This is a genomic window from Paucibacter sediminis (genome assembly GCF_030254645.1).
Lineage (GTDB): Bacteria > Pseudomonadota > Gammaproteobacteria > Burkholderiales > Burkholderiaceae_C > Paucibacter_B > Paucibacter_B sediminis.
Genome location: NZ_CP116346.1, coordinates 2,188,439 through 2,210,456, shown reverse-complemented (window position 1 = coordinate 2,210,456; position 22,018 = coordinate 2,188,439). Strand labels below are relative to the sequence as shown.

Here is a 22,018-nt window from a genome sequence, read left to right as displayed (position 1 = left end):
GCAAGGCCAGCGGGCTACCAGGCGATGTGCCGGCCCCGCGCCGCCAGCCAGGCCGCCGCCTCGGAAAAATGCCCGCAGCCGATAAAGGGCGCTGGGGGCCGGGTGGCCGACAGCGGCGAGGGATGGTTGGCCGTGAGGACCAGCTGCGCCGGGCCGGCCGCGGCGATCAAGGGCGCCTTGGCCTGGGCATGGGCGCCCCAGAGCATGAAGACCTTGGGCGCGGGGTCGGCGGCCGCGGCGCGTATCAGCGCGTCGGTCAGCGCCTCCCAGCCGCCTGCCTTGCCGATCTTGGCGTGGCTGGCGGGCGCGCCGTCTTCCACCGTCAGGCAGGTGTTGAGCAAGAGCACGCCCTGCGCGGCCCAGGGCCCGAGGTGGGCGCTCATGGGCGGAGGCTGCCCCAGATCGCGCTGCAGCTCCTTGAAGATATTGCGCAGGCTGGGCGGCAGCTTGTTGCCATCGGGCACCGAGAAGGCCAGGCCCTCGGCCTGACCCGGGCCGTGATAAGGGTCCTGGCCGAGGATCACGACGCGCACCTGGGCGAGCGGCGTAAGGCGCAGCGCGCGCAGCGGATCGGGCGGGTAGATGGTGGCGCCGGCCGCCTCACGGGCCTGCAGATGCGCCAGCACATCGCGGCCGGCGGGGCTCGCCAGCCAGGCGTCCAGCGGCGCCTGCCAGCCGGCATCCAGCGTGGCGCCGCGCAGCGCGTCGGTCAGCGAAGCCATCAGGCCGCGAACAGTTCGGCCAGCGCCGCGCCCGGATCGGGCGCGCGCATGAAGGCCTCGCCCACCAGGAAGGCGTTGACCCGGGCGGCCCGCATGGTCTGCACATCGGCGCGGCCCAGGATGCCGGATTCGGTCACCAGCAGCCGCTCCGCGGGCACGCGGTCCAGCAGGCCCAGCGTGGTCTGCAGCGTCACCTCGAAGCTGCGCAGATTGCGGTTGTTGATACCCAGCAGCGGCGTCTTCAGGCGCAGGGCGCGCTCCAGCTCGGCGCCGTCGTGCACCTCCACCAGCACGTCCAGGCCCAGGCCCAGGGCGCAGGCCTCCAGATCGGCCATCAAGGCGTCGTCCAGGCTGGCGGCGATCAGCAGGATGGCATCGGCGCCCATGGCGCGCGCCTCGTAGACCTGGTACTCGTCCACCAGGAAATCCTTGCGCAGCACCGGCAGCGCACAGGCGGCGCGCGCCTGCTGCAGATAGGCCACCGAGCCCTGGAAAAAGCGCTCATCCGTCAGCACGCTCAGGCAGGCCGCGCCATGTTTCGCATAGCTCAGCGCAATCTCGGCCGGGCGGAAATCCGCGCGCAGCACGCCCTTGCTGGGGCTGGCTTTTTTAATCTCGGCGATCACGGCGCTCTGGCCGGCGGCGATCTTGGCGCGCAACGCGGCTTCAAAGCCACGGGTGTCATGCAGCGCCTCGGCCTCCTCGCGCAGGCTGGCGAGCGAGCGGCGCGCCTTGGCGGCGGCCACTTCCTCATGCTTGACGGCGTTGATCTTGTTCAGGATGTCCGACATGGTTTTCAGGCCTTCTTCCCCAGGGCCTGGGTGGTGGCCACGAACTGGTCGAGCTTGGCGCGCGCGGCGCCGCTGCTGATGGCCTGGCGTGCCTTGGCGATGCCGTCGCCAATGCTGCCCACCACGTTGGCGGCATAGAGCGTGGCGCCGGCGTTCAGCAGCACGATGTCGCGCGCAGCGCCGGGCTCGTCGGCCAGCGCGCCCAGCAGCATCACGCGCGACTCTTCCGGGCCGGCCACCTTGAGGCTGCGGTTGCTGACCATGGCCAGACCGAAGTCCTCCGGGTGGATCTCGTACTCGCGCACCTCGCCGTTCTTCAGCTCGCCCACCAGGGTGGCGGCGCCCAGCGAGATCTCGTCCATGCCATCCTTGCCATAGACCACCACCGCATGCTCGGCACCCAGACGCTGCATCACGCGCACCTGGATGCCCACCAGATCCGGGTGGAACACGCCCATCAGGATGTTCTTGGCATCGGCCGGGTTGGTGAGCGGGCCCAGGATGTTGAAGATGGTGCGCACGCCCAGCTCGCGCCGCACCGGCGCGATGTTCTTCATGGCCGGATGGTGGTTGGGCGCGAACATGAAGCCGATGCCGGTCTGCAGCACGCTCTCGGCCACCTGGGCCGGCGTCAGCATGATGTTGGCGCCCAGGGCTTCCAGCACATCGGCGCTGCCGGTCTTGCTGGAAACGCTGCGGTTGCCATGCTTGGCGATCTGCGCGCCAGCGGCCGCGGCCACGAACATCGAGCAGGTGGAGATGTTGAAGGTATGGGCGCCATCGCCGCCGGTGCCCACCACGTCCACCAGATGCGGCGAGGGCGGCACGGGCACCTTGTTGGAGAGCTCGCGCATCACCTGGGCCGCCGCAGTGATCTCGCCGATGGTCTCCTTCTTGACGCGCAGGCCGATCAGCAGCGCCGCCGACATCACCGGCGACATCTCGCCGCTCATGATGCGGCGCATCAGAGTGAGCATCTCGTCGTGGAAGATCTCGCGGTGCTCGATGACGCGGGTCAGGGCTTCGTTGTCGGTGATCGGCATATCAGGCTCCGAAATAGTCACGCATGGCGGCGATGGCACGGTCCACGCCGGCCGCATCCACATCCAGATGGGTCACGAAACGCAGGCGATACAGGCCGGTGGCCAGCACGCCGCGCGACTTCAGGTGCGGAATCACGCCGGCCGCCCGTTCTTGCGACGGGCCCGCCACATCCACGAACACGATATTGGTCTGCGGGGCCTCCACCGTCACGCCGGGCAGGCCCTGCAGGCCGGCGGCCAGGCGCTGCGCCAGCGCATGGTCATCGGCCAGGCGCGCCACATGATGGTCCAGCGCATGCTGGGCCGCCGCGCCCAGCACGCCGGCCTGGCGCATGCCGCCACCGGCCATCTTGCGCCAGCGGTGCGCGCGCGCAATGAAGTCGCGGCTGCCGCACAGCACCGAGCCCACCGGGGCACCCAGGCCCTTGGAGAAGCACACCGAGACGCTGTCGAAATGGCTGCAGATCTGGCGCGCCGCCTGGTAGGGGTCCCCACCCAAGGCCACGGCGGCATTGAACAGGCGCGCGCCGTCCAGATGTCGCGACAAGCCCTTGCCCAGCGCCAAATGCGAGGCCGCCGAGAGATAGGCCAGCGGCAGCACCTTGCCGCCGATGGTGTTCTCCAGCGTCAAGAGCCTTGTGCGCGCGAAATGGGCGTCGTCCGGCTTGATATTGGCCTCGATGTCGGCCAGGGCGAGCGAGCCATCGGCCTGGTGCGGCAGCGGTTGCGGCTGGATCGAGCCCAGCACCGCCGCGCCGCCACCCTCCCAGCGATAGGTATGGGCGAACTGGCCCACCAGGTACTCGTCGCCGCGCTGGCAATGGCTCATCAGCGCACAGAGATTGCTCTGCGTGCCGGTGGGCATGAAGAGCGCGGCCTCGAAACCCAGGCGCTCGGCCAGGGCGCTCTGCAGGGCGTTGACGCTGGGGTCGTCGCCGAACACATCGTCGCCCAGCGGCGCCGCCAGCATGGCGGCGCGCATCGCGGCCGTCGGCTGGGTGACGGTATCGCTGCGCAGATCAACCACGGTCATAGCGCCCCCTGCAGGAAGTTCTTCAACATCGCATGGCCATGCTCGCTGAGGATGGACTCGGGATGGAACTGCACCCCCTCCATCGGCGTGGCCGTGCCGGCCAGCTCGCGGTGGCGCACGCCCATGATCTCGCCGTCCTCGCTGCGCGCGGTGATGTCCAGCACCGCCGGCAGGCTGGCCTCCTCGATCACCAGCGAGTGGTAGCGGATGACGCTGAACTCGCGCGGCAGGCCCTTGAACACGCCCTGCTGGTCGGTGGTGATGGTGCTGGCCTTGCCATGCATCTGGGTCTTGGCGCGCACGATCTTGCCGCCCAGCGCCGCGCCCATGCTTTGATGGCCCAGGCACACGCCCAGGATGGGCAGCTTGCCCTGGAAGGCGCGGATCGCCTCCACACAGATGCCGGCCTCGGCGGGCGAGCAGGGGCCGGGCGAAAACACCAGCTGGTCCGGCTGCAGCGCACCGATCTCCTCCACCGTGATCTCATCGTTGCGCACCACGCGCACCTCGGCACCCAGCTCGCCGAAGTACTGCACCAGGTTGAAGGTGAAGCTGTCGTAGTTGTCGATCATCAAGAGCATTTAGAAGCCCTCCTCAACGAGTTCGGCGGCACGCAGCAGCGCGCGCGCCTTGGCCTCGGTTTCCTGCCATTCCAGCTCGGGCACGGAGTCGGCCACCACGCCGGCCGCGGCCTGCACATAGAGCACCTGGTCCTGCACGATGCCGGTGCGGATCGCGATGGCCAGGTCCATGTCGCCGGCAAAGCTGAGGTAGCCGCAGGCGCCGCCATAGATGCCGCGCTTCACCGGCTCGAGCTCGTCGATGATTTCCATCGCGCGGATCTTGGGCGCGCCGGTGAGCGTGCCGGCCGGGAAGGTGGCGCGGAACACGTCCAGGCTGCTCATGCCGTCCTTCAGCTCGCCCTCGACATTGCTGACGATGTGCATCACATGCGAGTAGCGCTCCACCACGAAGGCGTCGGTGACCTTGACCGAGCCGGTCTTGGCGATGCGGCCGATGTCGTTGCGCGCCAGGTCGATCAGCATCAGGTGCTCGGCACGCTCCTTGGGGTCGGTCTTGAGCTCGGCTTCCAGGGCCAGGTCCAGCTCGGGGGTGGCGCCGCGCGGGCGCGTGCCGGCCAGCGGCCGGATGGTGACCTTCTGGCCCACCGGCGTGCGCTCCTGGCGCACCAGAATCTCGGGCGAGGCGCCGACGATCTGGAACTCCCCCATGTCGTAGAAATACATGTAGGGGCTGGGGTTGAGCGAGCGCAGCGCGCGGTACAGGCTCAGCGGCGATTCGGTGTAGCGCTTGGACAGGCGCTGGCCCACCTGCACCTGCATCATGTCGCCGGCGGCGATGTATTCCTTGGCCTTGAGCACCGCGTCCAGGTAGTCGGCCTTGGCGAATTCGCGCTGCACCGGATGGGCCTGGCCACGCTTGACCTGGGGGGCGGAGACGCTGTAGGTGAGCTTGTCGCGCAGCTCGGTGAGGCGCTTCTTGGCCTTGTGGAAGGACTCGGCCTGGCCCGGGTCGGCATAGACGATCAGGTAGAGCCGGCCCGAGAGATTGTCGATGACGGCCAGTTCCTCGCATTGCAGCAGCATCACGTCCGGCGTGTCCAGGCCGCCCGGCTTCGCCGTCTTGGCCAGCTTGGGCTCGATATAGCGCACCGCGTCGTAGCCGAAGTAGCCAGCCAGGCCGCCGCAGAAGCGCGGCATGCCGGGGCGCAGCGCCACCTTGAAGCGCTGCTGGTAGGCCTCGATGAAATCGAGCGGATTGCCTTCGTGCGTCTCCACCACCACGCCATCGCGCAGCACCTCGGTGCGCAGGCCGCTGCTCTTGAGCACGGTGCGCGCCGGCAGGCCGATGAAGGAGTAGCGCCCGAAGCGCTCGCCGCCCACCACCGATTCCAGCAGGAAGCTGTGGCGGCCATTGCCGGCACCGGCGCACAGCTTCAGGTAGAGGGATAGCGGGGTTTCGAGATCCGCAAAAGCCTCGCTGATGAGGGGGATGCGGTTGTAGCCCTGGGCGGCCAGGCTCTGGAATTCAAGTTCGGTGATCACGTGCTCAAACCTTGCGTTTCTGGGCGCGCACCGGGCAGGCGCACGCCGTCTCAGGGTTGCCGCGCTGCGGCCACTCCAAGCCGGGGGTGGCTCAAAGCATAAGGTCTTGGATCTAGGCCGGCCGGAACGGGCGGCAGACAGCAAGCAGCAGCGGCTTCAGGCGAAGTCGTGGGGGCGACGCCAGGGCCAGGCTCCCCGGTCGTTCGACCCCTTGATCTGCTTGCGCGTGATGAACATGATGCGGCCAAGTGTAGCAGCGGTCACGGCTCGCACGGTTTACGCGTCGCCCCTATGCACAGCAGGCGCGTCGATGGCAGATACTTGGCCCACAAGCCTGCAGGTCGTTGGGTCCAGGCGTAGACAGACTCTGAACGGAGCGAGACAAATGCGACGAGTAATCCTGGCCTCCATGGCCGCGGCTGCGATGGCCATGGCCCTGCCCCTGACCGCGCTGGCGCAAAACGTCGAGGTGGCCGGGGTCAAGTACGAGCCCACGGCCGAGGTCGGCGGCGCCAAGCTGCAGCTCAATGGCGCGGGCATCCGCTACAAGGCCTTCTTCAAGGTCTATACCGCCGGCCTCTATCTGGCGGCCAAGGCCACGTCGCCCGAGGCCGTGCTGGGCGCGACGGGCGCCAAACGCCTTCATATCCAGATGCTGCGCGAGATCGACGGCAACGAACTCGGCAAGCTCTTCACCAAGGGCATGGAAGACAACTCCACACGCGAGGAGTTCTCCAAGGCCATCAACGGCGTGCTGCGCGTGGCCGAAATCTTCTCCAGTAAGAAGCGCATGAGCACCGGCGAGCATTTCAGCGTCGACTGGGTGCCTGGCACCGGCACGGTGGTCTATGTGAACGGCAAGGTGCAGGGCGAGCCCATCAAGGAAGCCGAGTTCTACAACGTGCTGCTGAAGATCTGGCTCGGCAAGTCGCCCGCCGACGAGCAGCTCAAGGATGCCCTGCTGGGTATCAAGCGCGAGCGTTCGGGTCGCGGCTGACTTTCGCATCCAGCCAGCGCGGAAATTCCTCCAGCGAGTCGAACACCGCATCGGCATCCACTGCGTGGATGGGCTGGCCATGGTTGTAGCCATGGCTCAGCAGCACCACCGGGCAACCGGCGGCACGCGCGGCGCGCGCATCGTTGCTGGAGTCGCCCACCATCCAGGTATGCGCCGGCGCGGTGCCCAGGGCCTCGCAGGTCTTCAGCAGGGGCAGGGGGTCGGGCTTCTTGCGCTCGAAATCGTCGCCACCGAACACCAGCTTGAAATAGCCGGCGAGCTGCTTGCGCGCCAGCAGCTCGCGCGCGAAGGCGGCCGGCTTGTTGGTCAGGCAGGCCATCGGCAGGCCCAGGGCCTTGAGCGCGTCCAGGCCCGCGCGCACGCCCGGGAAGACCTCGGCATGCTGGCCGTTGATGTCGCGGTAAAAGCGCTGGTAGAGCTGCCACGCCGGGTCGTAGAGGCTGGGCGCGCCGCCCACCTCGGCCAGGGTGCTGCGGATCAGATGCTCACTGCCCTGCCCCACCGTGTGCTCGACGAATTCGCGCCCCACCAGGGGCAGCTCCAGTTCCGCCAGCACGCGCTGCAGCACGGCCACAAAGTCACCCAGGGTATCGACCAGGGTGCCGTCGAGATCGACGATGAAGGCTTGGGGGGTGGGATGGTGCATCTGCATCGCGCTCACAAATCACTCAGCAGGCCTGCTGCCACGCCGAGCCCACCGCCGCCATCGCCAGCTCCGGCTCAAGCGGTTTGCTCACGCGCAACACCCTCGGTGGCAGGCCACCCAGCTGCGCAATCTGCGCGCCGCTCAGACTCGAGATCGCCACCAGCAGCCGCGGCGCAGGTCCGGCTAACTGGCTGATCTGGCGCAGCATCTCGATGCCGTCCATCTCCGGCATCACGATATCGCTGAGCACCACGTCGGGAGCTTCCCGCCCCAGCGCCATCAGGCCCTGAAATCCGTTTTCGCAGACGATCAGCCGGGCGGCGGGCCACAGCTGCTCGACCAAAGTGCCAAGCAGCAGGCGGTCACTCGGGTTGTCCTCCACCAGCAGAACCTTGGCCGGCTGCCCGGCCAGGCCCTTGGGCAAGGCCGCTTCGGCACCGCCAGCAGCGGCAATGAAATGCTCGACGCTGTCCGCGTCCAGTCGACGATGTCCTCCAGGCGTCTTCCAGGCCTTCAGCCGCCCTTGATCCACCCAGCGCTGCACGGTAGGGATGGAGACCCTGAGCCGATTCGCCACCTCGGCGGTCGAATAAGACGCGGGCAGCGCCAAGGCGCTGGTGGAATCGGGTTGGGGGGCGGTGCGCGGCATGGGTATCAAGGAGAGGCGTGAGGCGCGGACAAATATCGCCCAGCGGCGACGCAGAGTGCATTGTGCTCAAGTGCCAGCGCCTGCATCAGCGCGAGCGTCCGCTCCATCTGACCCTGCTCAATGGCGGCCTCAAGTGCCGCCGCCAACTGGCACAGTCCCAGCGCCCCCAGGCTACCGGCGGTCGAGATCAGGCTGTGCGCTTGGCGCGCCGCCAGCGCCGGCTCACGCGCATACATATCCGCCAGCTGCTCAGGCATGGTGGCGTGCTGGCTCAGATAGCGTTGCAGCAACTGACGGTACAAGCTCGCCTTGCCGAAGCAGCGGCGCAGTCCTGTGTCGACGCAGAGCGTGTCGGTGTTGGTCGTCATCGTAGGTTCGGGCTTAGCTGCGCTGGATCTGCAGCCAGTGTGCCAGGGTGCAAAGCAGGGTCTCAGGCTCGAAGGGCTTGGTGACATGATCGTTCATGCCCGCAAGCAGCGTCAGCTCCCGGTCTCGGTGACTGGCGTGCGCCGTCATCGCAATGACCGGCAGGCCGCGCAGATCGGGATTGCTGCGTATCCGTCGGGTCACCTCATAGCCATCCATGCCGGGCATCTGAATGTCCATCAGCACGATGTCGAAGACCTGCTCAGCCAGCTGCTGCAAGGCGTCCTCGCCGTTGCCGGCGATGCTGACTTCCATCCCGGCCATTTCGCGCAACAGATCTCCTGCCACCAGCTGGTTGAAGTCGTTGTCCTCGACCAGCAGGAGCCGGCGACCGCGCAGTTGCGCAAGGCAGTCCTGCGCCGCCTGGCTGAGCTGCCCATCACCCGGCCCGATGGCGCCGGGCCGCTCGCACCGGCCCTGCAATTGCGCCGCCAGACTCGCTGGGCGCCAGGGCTTGGGTAGGCAGGCATCCAACCCCAGTTGACGCAGCTGCTGTAGCGCCTCTTCGTCGCCGTGCCGGGTCAGGGCCACGATGCGCGGCCGAGACTCGCCACCATGGGCGCGCAGCAGTTGACTCCAAGCCGGCTGTCGGGCGAGTGCCACGTCGATCAAAATCACATCGAACGATGCAACCGCCGCGCTGTGCTGCCACACCCGCCAGGCCGTGTCGACATCGCTCAGCGTGATGGATCGGCAACCCAGCTCTTCGAGCTGCGTGGCCAGAATGGCGCGGACGCGCGCATTCGGGTCCACCACCAAAACCCGCAAGCCCGCCAGCCCCGCCAGCGGCGGGGGCGGCACGGCTCGCTCGGCCAGCGGCAGGCGAAGGCTGAAGGTGAACTCGCTGCCCTGCCCCCTGGCACTGCGCGCGCTCAGTTGCCCGCCCATCAACTCGACCAGCTGCCGGCTGATGGCCAGGCCCAGGCCGCTGCCACCATAGCGCCGGGTGATCGAGACATCTGCCTGTACAAAGGGTTCGAAAACGCGCTGCAGTTCTTGCTCGCTCATGCCGATGCCGGTATCGGTAATGCGAAAGCGCAGCTGCAAGGCCTCCGAGCCGACGGGCACGCGTTCCAGCTTGAGTTGCACGATGCCTTGATCGGTGAACTTGATCGCATTGCCGCACAGATTGACCAACACCTGCAGCAAGCGCAAGGGATCGCCGACCACCGCAGGCAGGGGCTCGCAGGACAGCTCATAAAGAAGTGTCAGCTGCTTGTCATGGGCCTGTTGACCGACCATCAGCACCAGCCTGTCCAGCACCTCGTCCAGTCGGAAGCTACGCTGCTCCAGCTGGAACTTTCCCGCCTCGATGCGCGAGAGATCGAGCAACTGATCCAGCAGGCTAAGCAGTGTTTCCGCCGCCTCGCGGGTCTTGTTCAGATAGTTGCGCTGCTGCTCGTCCAGCTCGGTGCGCAGGGTCAGCTGGGTCAGCCCGAGCACCGCATTCATCGGCGTCCGCACCTCGTGGCTGATATTGGCCAAAAAGCGCGACTTGGCCTCGTTGGCAGCCTCCGCCAGCGCCTGCGCCTCGCGCGCCTGCGCCGCCTTGGCACGCGCGTCGACCATGCGGTTGAACTCACGTGCCAGCTCCCCGAATTCGCCCGTCAGGCTTTCGTCCGCCAACGCGGCGGTAGGGTCGGCCGCATAGGCACGCACACTCTGCGTCAGGCTCATGAGCGGGCGCGTCAACCAGCGTGCGGCATACAGGGCCGTCATTGCCGCGAGCAACATGGCCATGAGCACCGTCACGCCGCCGCTCAGCGCCGCCTGGCGGCGCACCTCTTCGAGGTAGCGCGTCGCGATCCCGGTGATCGCGTACAGCTTGTACTCAGGCAGGTGAACCACCGCAGTCATGCGCGGCTCACCGTCCAGGGAGCGCGGATAAAAGATCTTGCCAACGGACTGTTTGGCCAGCTGCAGGGCATCGGCACGGACCTGCTGGCCCACAAAGTCCTCCAGTCCCGGACTTCGGTTGAAGATGTAGCCGTCCTCGGTCACTAGCACGATGCCGCCGCCGCGCTCGGCCAGGGCCTGGGACCGCACCTGCTCGTTGAACTGCCGCAAGTCGACCGCGACGGTGACCAGGCCTATGCGTCGCCCAGCGCCATCCCGCAGGGGGCGCACCAGATTGAACTGCAGACGCTGGGTCACGACACCAGCATAGGGCTTGCCGACATGCAGACCGTCGACGCGCAGGCCCTCCTGGAACCAGGGCCGATCCGCGAAGCGGGTCTTGGCCGCATCACCTTCGTGCGACATGCAGACCAGGCCACCATCCAGATCCACCACCCCTACATTGGCCACCAGCGGAATGATCTTGGGCAGGCCGCGCAGCAGGGTCTGGCAACCCTCCACGTCCATTCTCCGCACCTCTTCGCGTTGCCCCACGAAACGCAACAACTGATCCAGCCGTTCGATCGTGAATCGGGTCTTTTCCGCCAGTTGCTTGGCACCCTCCTCCAGCAAACGGACCTCGGCATCGCGCCGCTGCTGATCGCGCTCGTAGAACCAGAGGCTGTGCAGAACCAGCAGAGGTGCCAGCACCAGCAGCGAAGCCAGCAACTGCCGCTTGAAGAACTGCCGCCCCCGATAGGCCGCGAAGGACTCGGTGGACAGGCCGGGGCCGAGCAACTGGCGAATGGATTTCAACAGCATGGCATTCAGCGTTGTAGGGCAGGCATGGCGGCTGCAACGGCCCTCAGGAACCGTCGGCTGTGCGCTATTGCACGCCAGTCGCAGTCAGGCCGCTTGCATTCATTTTGTTCATTTTATACACTTATTTCAAATAAACACATGCACTACGACGGTCAGCAGATGGCCGACTCAACAGGAGAGCCTCGATGCGCAACAACCAGCCGGTTACCCAGCGAGAGTACGAGTTTCCCGACAACGTGACGCTGATGTCCACCACGGACACGCAGAGCCACATCAACTACGCGAACGCCGCCTTCATCGAGGTCAGCGGCTTCACCCGCGAAGAGCTGGCGGGCCAGCCGCACAACATCGTGCGCCACCCCGACATGCCGCGCGAGGCCTTTGCCGACATGTGGGCCACGCTGAAGAACGGTGAGCCCTGGACCGCCCTGGTCAAGAACCGTCGCAAGAACGGCGATCACTACTGGGTGCGCGCCAACGCCGTGCCGGTGGTACGTAACGGCCAGCAGGTTGGCTACATGTCGGTGCGCACCAAAGCCAGCCGCGAGGAGATCAAGGCCGCTGACCAACTGCACCGCGAGATGCGCGAAGGCCGCGCTTCGCATCTGCGCATGCACAAGGGCCTGCTGCTGCGCAAGGGCTGGCTGGGCTGGACCACGCTGCTCAAGACGCTGTCGGTGCGCTGGCGCATACGCTGGGCGCTCGTGGCCTTGCTGAGCTCCAGCGGCCTGGCAACGCTGCTGCTGGACCTGCCGGCCGGCAAGGCCGGCGCCATGATCGGGCTGATGACTCTTGCCACGCTGCTGGGCAGTTGGTTCCTGGAAGCCCAGATCGCCAGCCCGCTGGAGCAGCTGCGCAACCAGGCCCTCAAGGTCGCCACTGGTGAAAGCCAGAGCGTCGCCCATATGGAGCGCGTCGACGAGATCGGCATGAGCTTGCGTGCGGTGAGCCAACTGGGCCTGATGTTCCGCTGGCTGATCGACGATGTCGCAGAACAGGTGCGCACGGTGCAGCATGCGGTGACCGAGATTGCTCAGGGCAACGACGACCTCAGCAACCGCACCGAACAGGCGGCTGCCAGCGTGCAGCAAACCTCATCCTCGATGACGCAGATGACCGAGTCCGTCAGCGGCACGGCCAACTCGGCCCAGCAGGCCAACCAACTCTCGGCGGCGGCCAGCGAGGCGGCGGCCCGCGGCGGCCAATCGGTCTCCGAAGTGGTGGCCACCATGAGCGAAATCAGCGCCAGCTCGGGCAAGATCGCCGACATCATCGGCGTGATCGACAGCATCGCCTTCCAGACCAATATCCTGGCCCTGAATGCAGCGGTCGAGGCGGCACGCGCCGGCGAGCATGGACGCGGCTTCGCGGTGGTGGCCAGCGAGGTGCGTAGCCTGGCGCAGCGCAGCGCGGTGGCAGCCAAGGAGATCAAGGGCCTGATCGACGACAGCGTGAGCAAGGTCAATGGCGGACACAAGATCGTCGGCGAGGCCCGCAGCTCCATGGGCGAGATCGTCGACCAGGTGCGCAAGGTCTCCAATCTGATCGCCGAGATCAGCGCGGCCGCCAATGAGCAGACCCGCGGCATCGCCCATGTGGGCGATGCGGTCAACCATCTGGACTCGATCACCCAGCAGAACGCGGCCCTGGTGGAACAGAGCGCGGCAGCCTCGGCAAGCCTGCACCAGCAGACCGTTCGCCTGGCCGAGGCGGTGGGCGTATTCCGCTGACGCGAGGCCCATCATGGACTTGTACCGTTTTCTTTTCGTGGAGCACGACCCCCAGGTCGTGCTGGTATCGCTGCTGATCGCCATCGGCTGCTGGTGGACGGTGTTCGTGATGGGCTCGCACGTGGCGGCCGGCGAGGCGAGCGGCGATGACGCTCTGGCCAGGCGCTGGCACATCGGCCGCAGTCTGGTGCTGGGTTGCGGCATCTGGGCATTTCACTTCCTGGGCATGCTGGGCTGGCAACCCGGCCCGCCCCTGAGCTTCGACCGCGCGCAGACCTTCGCCTCGCTGCTGCTGTCGGTGCTGGGCGCATCGCCCCTGCTGAGCGCGCTGCGGCGCGCCAGGCGCCCCGCCAGCGCGCTCGACGCTACCCGGCTGCTGGGCTTTGCGCTGGCGCTGGGCGGCATGCACTACACCGGCATCCTGGCAGCCGACACGACCCCCGGCCCGAACTGGCATGCGGGCCTGGTGCTGCTCTCGGTGCTGCTGGCCCTGGGCCTGGGCATTGCCGCGCGCGGCCTGAAGCGCTGGCTGCTCGCGGCGCCGAGCGGTCAGGGTCTGCGACGGCGCGCCCAGGCCGCCGTGGCCCTGGGTCTGCTGCTGGGCCTGGTGCACTACGTTGGCGTGGCCGCAGCGGATTTCCTGCCAGGCACCATCTGCCGCACCGAGGGCACCTTGTCCGGGCGTGAGCTGACCGCCCTGGTGGCACTTTTCATCGTCTCGATTCTTGCCGCGGCGCTGTGGCTCAGCATCAACGACGCCCGCACCGCCAGCCGGCTGCAGCAGCAGAACCATGCCTTGCAGACACGCGCCCAGTTGCTGGAGCAGTTGGTCCACCTAGACGCCGCGACCGGCCTGCCCAACCGCGCAGCGCTCGAATCCGCGCTGGCTGCGATGGTCGAGGCCGAGCAGTCCGAAGCCGCCCTGCTGCTGATCGAGATGTCGGGCTACCAGACAGTCTGCGATTCATGGGGCCACGAGCTGGCCCATGAGCTGCTGCGCCAGGCCAAGCAGCGCATTGAGCTGCAGATGCCCGACGGGGCGACGCTCTTCCGCAGCAGCGACCAGCAGTTTGCCCTGCTGCTGAGGCATGCGGGTGAAGATGAAGCGCTGGCCCCATGGACCGAACAACTCTGCCAGGCCTTGCTGCAGCCCTACGAGCTCGACGGTCGCTCGGTCTCGCTCGCCTGCCACCTCGGCAGGGCCCGTACGGACTCCACGGGCGAACTGCTGCAGCTGGTGCCGATGGCGAGGACCGCCTGCGACTTCGCGCGCCGCGCCGGCGCCGACTGGCTGGCATTTGAGCCCCATATGTTCAGCGATGCACGCGAGGAGCTGGAGCTGCAGGGCGCGCTGCGCCGGGCGATCGAGCGGCGGGAGTTGAGCCTGGTCTATCAGCCCAAGGTAGACGCGTGCAGCGGCCGGCTACGGGGCGTGGAGGCCCTGCTGCGCTGGCGGCGCGCCGATCAGGGCTGGATCAGCCCAGCCAGCTTCATCCCGGTGGCGGAGCGCTATGGTCTGATGGGCTCGATCGGCCTGTGGGTATTGCGCGAGGCCATCGACCAGCAGGCCCGCTGGCTGGCCATGGGGCTGAACCTGCAGATGTCCATCAACCTCTCGCCCCAGCAACTGGAGCAGGCCGATCTGGTCGACAGCATTGCCGAGTTGCTGCGCCAGCATGGCGTCGCGCCGCGCTGGCTGTGCCTGGAGATCACCGAATCCGCCGCCATGCTGAGGCCGCAACACACGCAGGCGCAGCTGCTGCGCCTGCGCGAGCTGGGCCTGGATTTGTCCATCGATGACTTCGGCACCGGTCACTCCAGCCTGAGCTACCTACACCGGCTGCCGGTCACCGAGCTGAAGATTGATCGCAGCTTCGTGCTGGCGCTGCAGACCGGCAGCCTCCCCATCGTCAAGGCCACGCTGCAGATGGCGCATTCGCTGGGCTTGCGCACCGTCGCCGAGGGCGTGGAAACGGAACAGCAGCGGGAGTGCCTGGTGGCCTGCGGTGTTGAGCAACTGCAGGGCTTTCTGATCGCCCGCCCGATGCCGGCGCAGGATCTGCTGGCCGCGCTGGATCCGTCCCGCCTCGCCTTCCGCCCCTCGCGGCCTGCCGGCCTTAGCATGGCCATGGCCGGCCCCCGCTAGGCAGCCCGGCCAGGCAGGAGACTTGACATGCGCAACACAGGCAACATCGACGACCCGGCCCAGGACCGGCGCGCGCTCTTCTACTGCGCCGGCGCGGCCGTGGTGATGGCCGTGGTGTCGCAGCTGCCGCGCGTCGCGCTGGGTGAGGCCGGATCGCCCCAGATGGTCACCCTGCATCTGCTGCTGGAACTGTTCGCCGTGATCGTCTCGGTGATGGTGGTGCTGGTGGCCTGGCACAGCCTGGAGCATTCGCCCTTCAGCGCCTCGCACAAGCTGCTGATCTTCGGCTTCAGCGCGGTGGCCGGACTGGACCTGATCCATGCCCTGGCCTACGAGGGCATGCCGACGCTGCTGACCGAGAACAGCACCTCCAAGGCCATCTTCTTCTGGCTCAGCGGACGCCTGATCGAGTTGGCGACCGTCGCGCTGGTCGCGGCCCGCATCCCGCTGCGCGGCTATCGCCTGACATGGCTGGCGCTCGGCACCCTGCTGGCGGCCGTGCTGGGCTATCTGGGCAGCTACCACCTGGAGCTCTTCCCCGCCACTTTTGTGCGGGGCGAAGGCGTCACGCCGTTCAAAGCCACCGTCGAGTACTTGCTGTGTCTGGGCAATCTGGCCGCCGCCGCCTGGCTGCTGTGGACCCACCATTGCCAGCCCGAACGACGCACCCTCTTGCTGGGCGTGGCGTGCTGGATGATGGGCCTGGGCGAGTTCTCGCTGGCCAGCTACCAGGCCGCATCCGACCTCAGCAATCTGCTGGGCCATGTCTACAAGGTAATGGCCTATGGCTTCATCTACCGCGCCACGTTCCTGACCAGCTTGCGCGAGCCCTATCAAAGACTGGAGCTGTCGCAGCAGGAGCTGCGCCGCAGCCGCAACGAGTTGCAGACCTTGATGGACAACCTACCCTTGGCCATCGCGCGCATGGACCTCAAGCTGCGCTACCGCTATGCCAACACCACGCATCTGCGCTATCTGAACAAGCCGGCCGGGCAGGTGCTGGGCCGCCATGTCGACGAGATCCTGACGCCCTCGGTCCGCAACCTCGTGCGCCCCAAGCTGCAACAGGCTTTGCAGGGGCAGAGCGTCGAGTTCGACTACCGCGTCGACGCCGGAAACAACGGTCACGACGAGCGCTACCGCCTCGCCAGGCTCGTGCCGGAGTACGACCCCGAAGGCCAAATCGAGGGCGTGCTGGCCATCGTGATGGACACCACCGAGCGCGAGCGAACGCAGCTCCAGCTGATGGACTCGCTGCGCGAGGTGGCCGAGCTCAAAGCGGCGCTGGATGCCCATGCCATCGTCGCGATCACCGACGCCCGCGGCGTCATCACCCAGGTCAACGACAAGTTCTGCAGCATCTCGAAATACAGCCGCCAGGAGCTGATTGGGGAAACCCATCGCATCATCAACTCCGGCCACCACCCCAGAACCTTCTTCGAAGGGCTGTGGCACACGATTGCCAGCGGGCAGGTCTGGAACGGTGAGATCTGCAATCGCGCCAAGGATGGCAGCCTCTACTGGGTTTACACCACCATCGTGCCGTTCATGGGTACCAGCGGCAAGCCGGTGCAGTACATCGCCATTCGCGCCGATATCACCGAGCGCAAGAACGCCGAGCAGGAGGCCCAGCGCATGGCCTTGCACGATGCCTTGACCGGTTTGCCCAATCGCCGCCTGATGGGCGACCGGCTCAAGCACGCCATCCAGAGCGTGGCACGCAGTCGCCACCACGGCGCACTGCTGCTGCTGGATCTGGACAACTTCAAGGAAGTCAACGACACGCTGGGCCATGCGGTCGGCGATGAACTGCTGCGGCAGGTTGGCGAGCGCCTGTGCCATACGGTGCGCAAAAGCGATACCGTCGCTCGACTGGGTGGGGACGAATTCGTTGTCATCCTGGACGACCTGGGTGCAGACCTGGAGATCGCTACGAGCCGCTGCGGCGACCTCGGCGAGAAGGTCCGCGAAGCGCTGGCGCAACCGCACCTGCTCAACGGCCAGAAGGTCAGCGCCCCGCCCAGCATCGGCATCGTGCTCTTCAGGAGCCTCGACGACCAACCCGACGAACTGCTCAAGCAGGCCGATATGGCGCTCTACAAGGCCAAGTCGGATGGCCGCAATTGCCTGCGCTTCTTCGATCCATCGCTGCAGGCCGACATCACCGCACGCGCCTCGCTGCTGCGCGATCTGCGCCTGGCGCTCGAGCGCGACGAGTTGCTGCTGCACTACCAGCCCGTCGTCGACGGCGCGCAGCGCATCCTCGGTGTCGAAGCATTGATCCGCTGGCAGCACCCGCAGCGCGGCATGGTGCCACCGGCCGCCTTCATCCCCCTGGCCGAACAGACCAATCTGGTGCTGCCCATCGGTCAGTGGGTGCTGGAGCAGGCCTGCCAGCAGATCCACGAGTGGGCGGACCATCCGCTGCGTCGTGGCTGGACCGTGGCGGTCAACGTCAGCGCGCGCCAGTTCCACGAGGCCGAATTCGTCGGCAAGGTCCTGCGCGCGCTGCGCGAAAGCGGTGCCGACGCCACCCGTCTGCGCCTGGAGCTGACCGAAAGCATGCTGCACGACGACCTGGACGGCACGGTCGCGAAGATGAACACCTTGCGCGGGCTGGGCGTGCAGTTCTCGCTGGATGATTTCGGCACCGGCTACTCCTCGCTGAGCTATCTCAAGAAGCTCCCGCTGGACCAGATCAAGATCGACAAATCGTTCGTCCGTGATGTCCTGCTCAACCGCAATGACGCGGCCATCGCCCGCACCATTCTGTCCCTGGCCAACAATCTCGGCCTGGGCGTGGTCGCCGAGGGCGTGGAGACCGAAGCACAGCTGGGCTTTCTTATGAGCCAGGGCTGTCAGGCCTTTCAGGGCTATCTGTTCAGGCGACCAGGCCCCGTTGAGCAGCTGCCCGACCTGCTGCAACCCCTTGAGCAATCATGAGCAGGACAAAGAATTTTTCGACGCCCGCCGCCAAACGCCATGGGTCCGCGCAGGGGCTGCTGAGCGCGCACGCCTTGAGTCTGGGCTTCGCCGCAGTGCTGTTCGCGCTCGCCGCCATGGCCGCCATCGGCTTCGATCTGCTTTCGGGCGCGCGCGCCTATGTTGGCGCAGAAAGCCTCTGGACCAAGGCGCAAAAGGCGGCGGTGCGCTCCCTGCACGACTACGCGCGTCGCGGCGCCGATGCGGACTGGCAGCGCTATCGCGACTCGGTCGGCATCACCCTGGCGTATCGCGCCAGCCGCGAGACCCTGGCACGCCCCCATCACGACGACGCGGAGGCAGGCCGGCACCTCGCCGCGGGGGGCTCGGACATGGCCGACGTCGGCAGCATGGTCCGCCTGCATCGCTGGACCAGCGAGCTGGCGATCATGAGCCAGGCGCTGCGGATCTGGGCCGAGGGCGATCGCCTGATCGATGAGATCAATCGTCTGGCCCTGCAACTGCACGAACGGGTGCAACGTGGCGAACGCGACGACAGCCTGAACGGCCAGCTGGACAGCATCGACGCGATCGACACACGCCTGACCAAACTGGAGGTCCGTTTCTCGGCCACGCTGGGCGAAGGCGCGCGCCTCATCAAGACGGTGTTCGTGAGCGCGCTGGCAGCGGCGGCCGTGCTGCTGAGCCTGGGCAGCGCCAGCCTGGTCTATCGCAACGGACGTCGCACGCGGCGCCAGGCCGAGGCCCTGCGCGCCAGCGAGGAGCGCTTCCGCAACGCCGTGACCGGCGGCGGCGATGGCTTCTGGGACTGGGACCAGAGCGGCCGTGCCGTCTACGTCTCAGAGCGAATGGAAAGCATGCTGGGCCACGCCAGTGGCGCGATGCCACGCGATATCGCCGCTTTGCAGGCGTTGATCCATCCGCATGACCGCGACCGCACCCTGGCCATCTTCAAAGACCATCGCGACACCGGTGCTGCCTGCGACCTGACCCTGCGCGTGCGCATGGCGGACGGGGGTTGGCGCTGGGTACGCTCCCGCGCACAGTTGCGCCGCGACAGCGAGACCGGCCATATGCACCTGGCCGGCTTCATTACCGACGTGCATGAGCAACAACTGGCCACCCTGGCGCTGCGCACCAGCGAAGCGCGCCTGCGCGGCATCTGGGAGACCAGTCGCGACGCCATCCTGATCATCGATAGCGACAGCATCATTCGACACTGCAACCCCGCGGTGCAGGCCGTGCTGGGCTATCAGCCCGACGAGTTGCTGAACCAGCCTCTCGAGCGCCTGCAGCCCCCTGACCTGCGCCAGGCGCATCGCCTGGGTGTCGAACGCTTCCTGGCGACGCGACAGCGCCATGTGCCGTGGCAAGCCGTTGAAGTGAGGGCGTTGCACAAGGACGGTCACGAGCTGCCAGTCCAGCTGGCGTTCGCATTGATGCCCGAGGGCGATGAGCTGCATTTCATCAGCTTCATGCGGCCGCTGGCAGCACCGGCCGCCCGGAGTGCCGATACATGAGCGACAGCGTTGCGGCCAAGCCTTGGATTCCGCCGCAGCTGAACCAGGCCCGCCGCACCTGGTATGCGGTGCTGTGCTTCGTGCTGCTGTTGTGGGGCGCCCTGCTGTGGCTGTTGCTAGCGCTGCGACAGGAGATCGCCGCGGACGATACCCGCCATCTGCGCCAGTTGCGCGGCAGCGTTGCCAGCCAGAGCGATGCGTTGTTCCTGCTGCTGGATACCGGGCTGCATGAGCTGGCCGCGCATTTACAGCGTCAGCCTAATGTCCGGGCGGAGCGTAACCCGGCCTTCATGGCGCAGGCCCAAGCCATGAGCAGGGCCAGCGGTGGACTGCTGGAGCTTGGCCTCATCGACGCGGCGGGACGGCTGCGCTACCCGTTGGCAGCGGCTTCCGCCACCGACGTCGACGTCACCGACAGGCCTTATTTCCAGCGGCTGCTGCAACGACCTGCCGAACGTCTGGAACTCGGCGAGCCCACGCTGAGCCGCACCGACGGGAGCTGGATACTGCCGATCTCGCTGCGCATGTCGGCGCCGGCTGCCGGCGTCAAGGTGCTCACCGGCTCGCTGAGTCTGGACCGCCTGGCCGCGCAGCAGCTTCGTTTCCTGCCCGAGGCCGCGGGCGCTGTCAGCTGGATCCGCGATGACGGCGTGATGATCATGCGCACGCCCTTCGATCCCAATCTGGTGGGCGCCGACCTCAGCAGTCACCCCGACTATCTGCAGTTGCGCGCCAGGGAAAGCGCCGAGATCACCTCGGCAGGACTGATCAATCACGGCGCCCAGCGCCGCCTCAGCGCCGAGCGTCTGCGCCACGCGCCCGTCAGCGTGTTGCTCAGCCAGGACCTCATGGGGGCCATGCAGTATTTCAATCGTCTGGCCCTGTCGGCACTGCTCGCGGGCGGCCTGCTCAGCGGCCTTGCACTGGCATGGGCTCGCCGGCTAGGGCGCGTGCTGAACGACATTGACCGCACCCGCGCCGCCCACCGGGAGCTCGCCGCCGAGCTGGTGGCGGTGCAGGACGCCGCGCCGCTGGGCTTGTTCCGCTGCGACCTGCACGGCCAGATCGTCTACGTCAACGACACCTGGCGCCAGATCCACGGCCTTCCCGCACCCAGCCATCCGGACGACTGGACCGCCCTGCTGCCCGAGACCGCATCCGACGCGATCACCACCGACACGGCATGCCGCTCCGACCGACGCCGGGAGCTGCTGCTGGACGGCATCAAGCGCGTACGCCGCAGCGATGGCCGCGAGCTGGAGCTCTCGCTGCGCAGCGCACCCATGCGTGTCAACGGGCGCATCGTCGGCCATGTGGGCACGGTGGAGGACATCACGCAGCGGCGTGCCAGCGAAGTGGCGCAAGGCATGCTGGCTGCGGTGTTCGAGAGCAGCAGCGACTGGGTGATGCAGCACGACCGACTGGGCCGGCTGTTCTACATGAACACCGCCGCCAGGCGCACGATGGGCCTGACGGACGGTGCGGCGCTGGGCGGGCTGGATCTGAGCCGCAGCATGCCTGACTGGGCCAACCAAAAGCGGCTGCGCGAGATCCTGCCGCAGGCCCTGGTCAACGGCAGCTGGAGCGGTGAGTCCGCGGTGCTGGACGCTCAGGGACGTGAAATTCCGGTCAGCCACATGTTGATCGTGCATCGCGATTCGCGCGGCCGGATCGAGTATTTCTCCACCGTGCTACGCGATATCTCGCGGATCAAGGCAGCCGAGGCCGGACTGCGCGAGAGCGAGGCGCGGCTGCGCAGCGTCACCGACCGCCTGCCGATGGGCGTGGCCTTTGTCGATACCGAACGCCGCCTGCGCTTCCTTAACCGCAACTATGCCCAGCTAATGGGACTGGATCGGGATCAGGCCTACGGCCAACGGCTTGCCGACGTGCTGGGTGGCGCGGACTACGCCGAGATCATTCCGCACGTCGAGCGTGCACTTGGCGGCCAGGTCGGCAGCCTCGAAGTCGAGAAGACCACCGCTCGTGGCTATGCGTGCTGGCAGACGCGCTTCCTGCCAGAGTTTGCGGCCGACCAGCAGGCCCCCATAGGCATGGTCATCGTGGTCGCCGACGCGACCGGCCAGAAGCTGGAGGAGCGGCGACTACACCGGCTGACCCAGACCGACGCACTGACCGGCCTGCTCAACCGCAGTGGTTTCGAACTGGCGCTGACGCAGGCCCTGCATCGCGGCAGGTTCAGCAAGCGCGGCATGGCGCTTTTCTACCTCGACATCGATCGCTTCAAATCCATCAACGACAGCCTGGGTCACCAGGTGGGTGACCTGCTGCTGCGCGGTTTCTCAGGCCGCCTGTCGCGAACCCTGCGCAGCGAGGATGCGATAGCGCGTCTGGGCGGCGACGAATTCATCATCGTTGTCGAGCAGCTCGATCAGGTCGCCGATGCAGAGTTGATCGCGCAGAATCTGGTCAGTGCCATGCGCCCTCCCTTCCAACTGGAGGATCGGGCGGTACAGGTCACGACAAGCGTCGGCGCGCTGGTCTGGAACGGCGGCCTGGACCTGCAGGCCGACGAGGTGATACGCGCAGCCGACGCCCTGCTCTACCGGGCCAAGCGGGCCGGCCGCAACGGCTACTGCCTCGAATGCCGCGCATGAGCGCGCGCC

The 22,018-nt window shown here is 67.1% G+C and carries 16 protein-coding genes and 1 pseudogene; 7 read left to right on the top strand and 10 right to left on the bottom strand.

Annotation, left to right across the window (positions count from 1 at the left end):
* Window positions 1–14: 14 nt before the first annotated feature.
* The 6 genes from PFX98_RS10080 to trpE are packed head-to-tail and all read right to left on the bottom strand — an operon-like array spanning window position 15 to window position 5,655.
* Window positions 15–722 carry a uracil-DNA glycosylase gene (locus tag PFX98_RS10080; protein ID WP_285235070.1) on the bottom strand — a complete coding sequence of 236 codons (708 nt, stop codon included), beginning with the start codon at window positions 720–722 and terminating at the stop codon, window positions 15–17.
* Complete coding sequence (gene trpC / locus PFX98_RS10075) at window positions 722–1,513, bottom strand: indole-3-glycerol phosphate synthase TrpC (protein ID WP_285235069.1); 792 nt, start codon at window positions 1,511–1,513, stop codon at window positions 722–724. The genes PFX98_RS10080 and trpC overlap by 1 nt, the downstream gene beginning before the upstream one ends.
* A 5-nt stretch (window positions 1,514–1,518) precedes the next feature.
* The gene (trpD, locus tag PFX98_RS10070) at window positions 1,519–2,556 is read right to left on the bottom strand and encodes an anthranilate phosphoribosyltransferase (protein ID WP_285235068.1); all 1,038 of its coding nucleotides are present in this window, start codon (window positions 2,554–2,556) and stop codon (window positions 1,519–1,521) included.
* A 1-nt stretch (window position 2,557) separates the two neighbouring features.
* Window positions 2,558–3,589, bottom strand: coding sequence for a low-specificity L-threonine aldolase (gene ltaE, locus PFX98_RS10065; protein WP_285235067.1), 1,032 nt, complete (start codon window positions 3,587–3,589; stop codon window positions 2,558–2,560).
* The gene (locus tag PFX98_RS10060) at window positions 3,586–4,170 is read right to left on the bottom strand and encodes an anthranilate synthase component II (RefSeq protein ID WP_285235066.1); all 585 of its coding nucleotides are present in this window, start codon (window positions 4,168–4,170) and stop codon (window positions 3,586–3,588) included. The genes ltaE and PFX98_RS10060 overlap by 4 nt, the downstream gene beginning before the upstream one ends.
* Window positions 4,171–5,655: an anthranilate synthase component I gene (gene trpE, locus PFX98_RS10055; protein ID WP_285235065.1), complete on the bottom strand. Its 1,485-nt coding sequence runs from the start codon at window positions 5,653–5,655 to the stop codon at window positions 4,171–4,173.
* A gap of 385 nt (window positions 5,656–6,040) precedes the next feature.
* Here trpE and PFX98_RS10050 point away from each other — a divergent pair, with 385 nt between their 5' ends.
* Entirely contained in the window at window positions 6,041–6,652 is a 612-nt protein-coding gene (locus PFX98_RS10050) for a chalcone isomerase family protein (RefSeq protein ID WP_285235064.1), read from the top strand.
* Here the strand turns inward: PFX98_RS10050 and gph are convergent.
* The 4 genes from gph to PFX98_RS10030 are packed head-to-tail and all read right to left on the bottom strand — an operon-like array spanning window position 6,624 to window position 11,052.
* Window positions 6,624–7,325: a phosphoglycolate phosphatase gene (gene gph, locus PFX98_RS10045; protein ID WP_285235566.1), complete on the bottom strand. Its 702-nt coding sequence runs from the start codon at window positions 7,323–7,325 to the stop codon at window positions 6,624–6,626. The genes PFX98_RS10050 and gph overlap by 29 nt on opposite strands.
* A 16-nt stretch (window positions 7,326–7,341) precedes the next feature.
* Window positions 7,342–7,968: an excisionase family DNA-binding protein gene (locus tag PFX98_RS10040; protein ID WP_285235063.1), complete on the bottom strand. Its 627-nt coding sequence runs from the start codon at window positions 7,966–7,968 to the stop codon at window positions 7,342–7,344.
* Between the two features lie 5 nt (window positions 7,969–7,973).
* A complete protein-coding gene (locus PFX98_RS10035; protein ID WP_285235062.1) occupies window positions 7,974–8,336 on the bottom strand; it encodes an Hpt domain-containing protein in 363 nt (120 codons plus the stop codon).
* A 13-nt stretch (window positions 8,337–8,349) separates the two neighbouring features.
* Complete coding sequence (locus PFX98_RS10030; RefSeq protein ID WP_285235061.1) at window positions 8,350–11,052, bottom strand: hybrid sensor histidine kinase/response regulator; 2,703 nt, start codon at window positions 11,050–11,052, stop codon at window positions 8,350–8,352.
* Window positions 11,053–11,237: 185 nt separating this feature from the next.
* On the opposite strand from PFX98_RS10030, the pseudogene PFX98_RS24720 reads away from it, so the two are divergent.
* From PFX98_RS24720 to PFX98_RS10005, 6 genes and pseudogenes are all read left to right on the top strand, one after another.
* Window positions 11,238–11,519 (top strand): annotated as a pseudogene (locus PFX98_RS24720) (PAS domain-containing protein); the annotation flags it as partial.
* Between the two features lie 51 nt (window positions 11,520–11,570).
* Window positions 11,571–12,782, top strand: a complete 1,212-nt coding sequence (locus PFX98_RS10025; protein WP_425334696.1) for a methyl-accepting chemotaxis protein — start codon at window positions 11,571–11,573, stop codon at window positions 12,780–12,782.
* 13 nt (window positions 12,783–12,795) lie between these two features.
* The gene (locus tag PFX98_RS10020; protein WP_285235059.1) at window positions 12,796–14,928 is read left to right on the top strand and encodes a putative bifunctional diguanylate cyclase/phosphodiesterase; all 2,133 of its coding nucleotides are present in this window, start codon (window positions 12,796–12,798) and stop codon (window positions 14,926–14,928) included.
* Window positions 14,929–14,955: 27 nt separating this feature from the next.
* A complete protein-coding gene (locus tag PFX98_RS10015; RefSeq protein WP_285235058.1) occupies window positions 14,956–17,871 on the top strand; it encodes a bifunctional diguanylate cyclase/phosphodiesterase in 2,916 nt (971 codons plus the stop codon).
* A complete protein-coding gene (locus PFX98_RS10010; RefSeq protein ID WP_285235057.1) occupies window positions 17,868–19,391 on the top strand; it encodes a PAS domain-containing protein in 1,524 nt (507 codons plus the stop codon). The genes PFX98_RS10015 and PFX98_RS10010 overlap by 4 nt, the downstream gene beginning before the upstream one ends.
* Entirely contained in the window at window positions 19,388–22,009 is a 2,622-nt protein-coding gene (locus tag PFX98_RS10005; RefSeq protein ID WP_285235056.1) for a diguanylate cyclase domain-containing protein, read from the top strand. The genes PFX98_RS10010 and PFX98_RS10005 overlap by 4 nt, the downstream gene beginning before the upstream one ends.
* The last annotated feature ends 9 nt before the right edge of the window (window positions 22,010–22,018 follow it).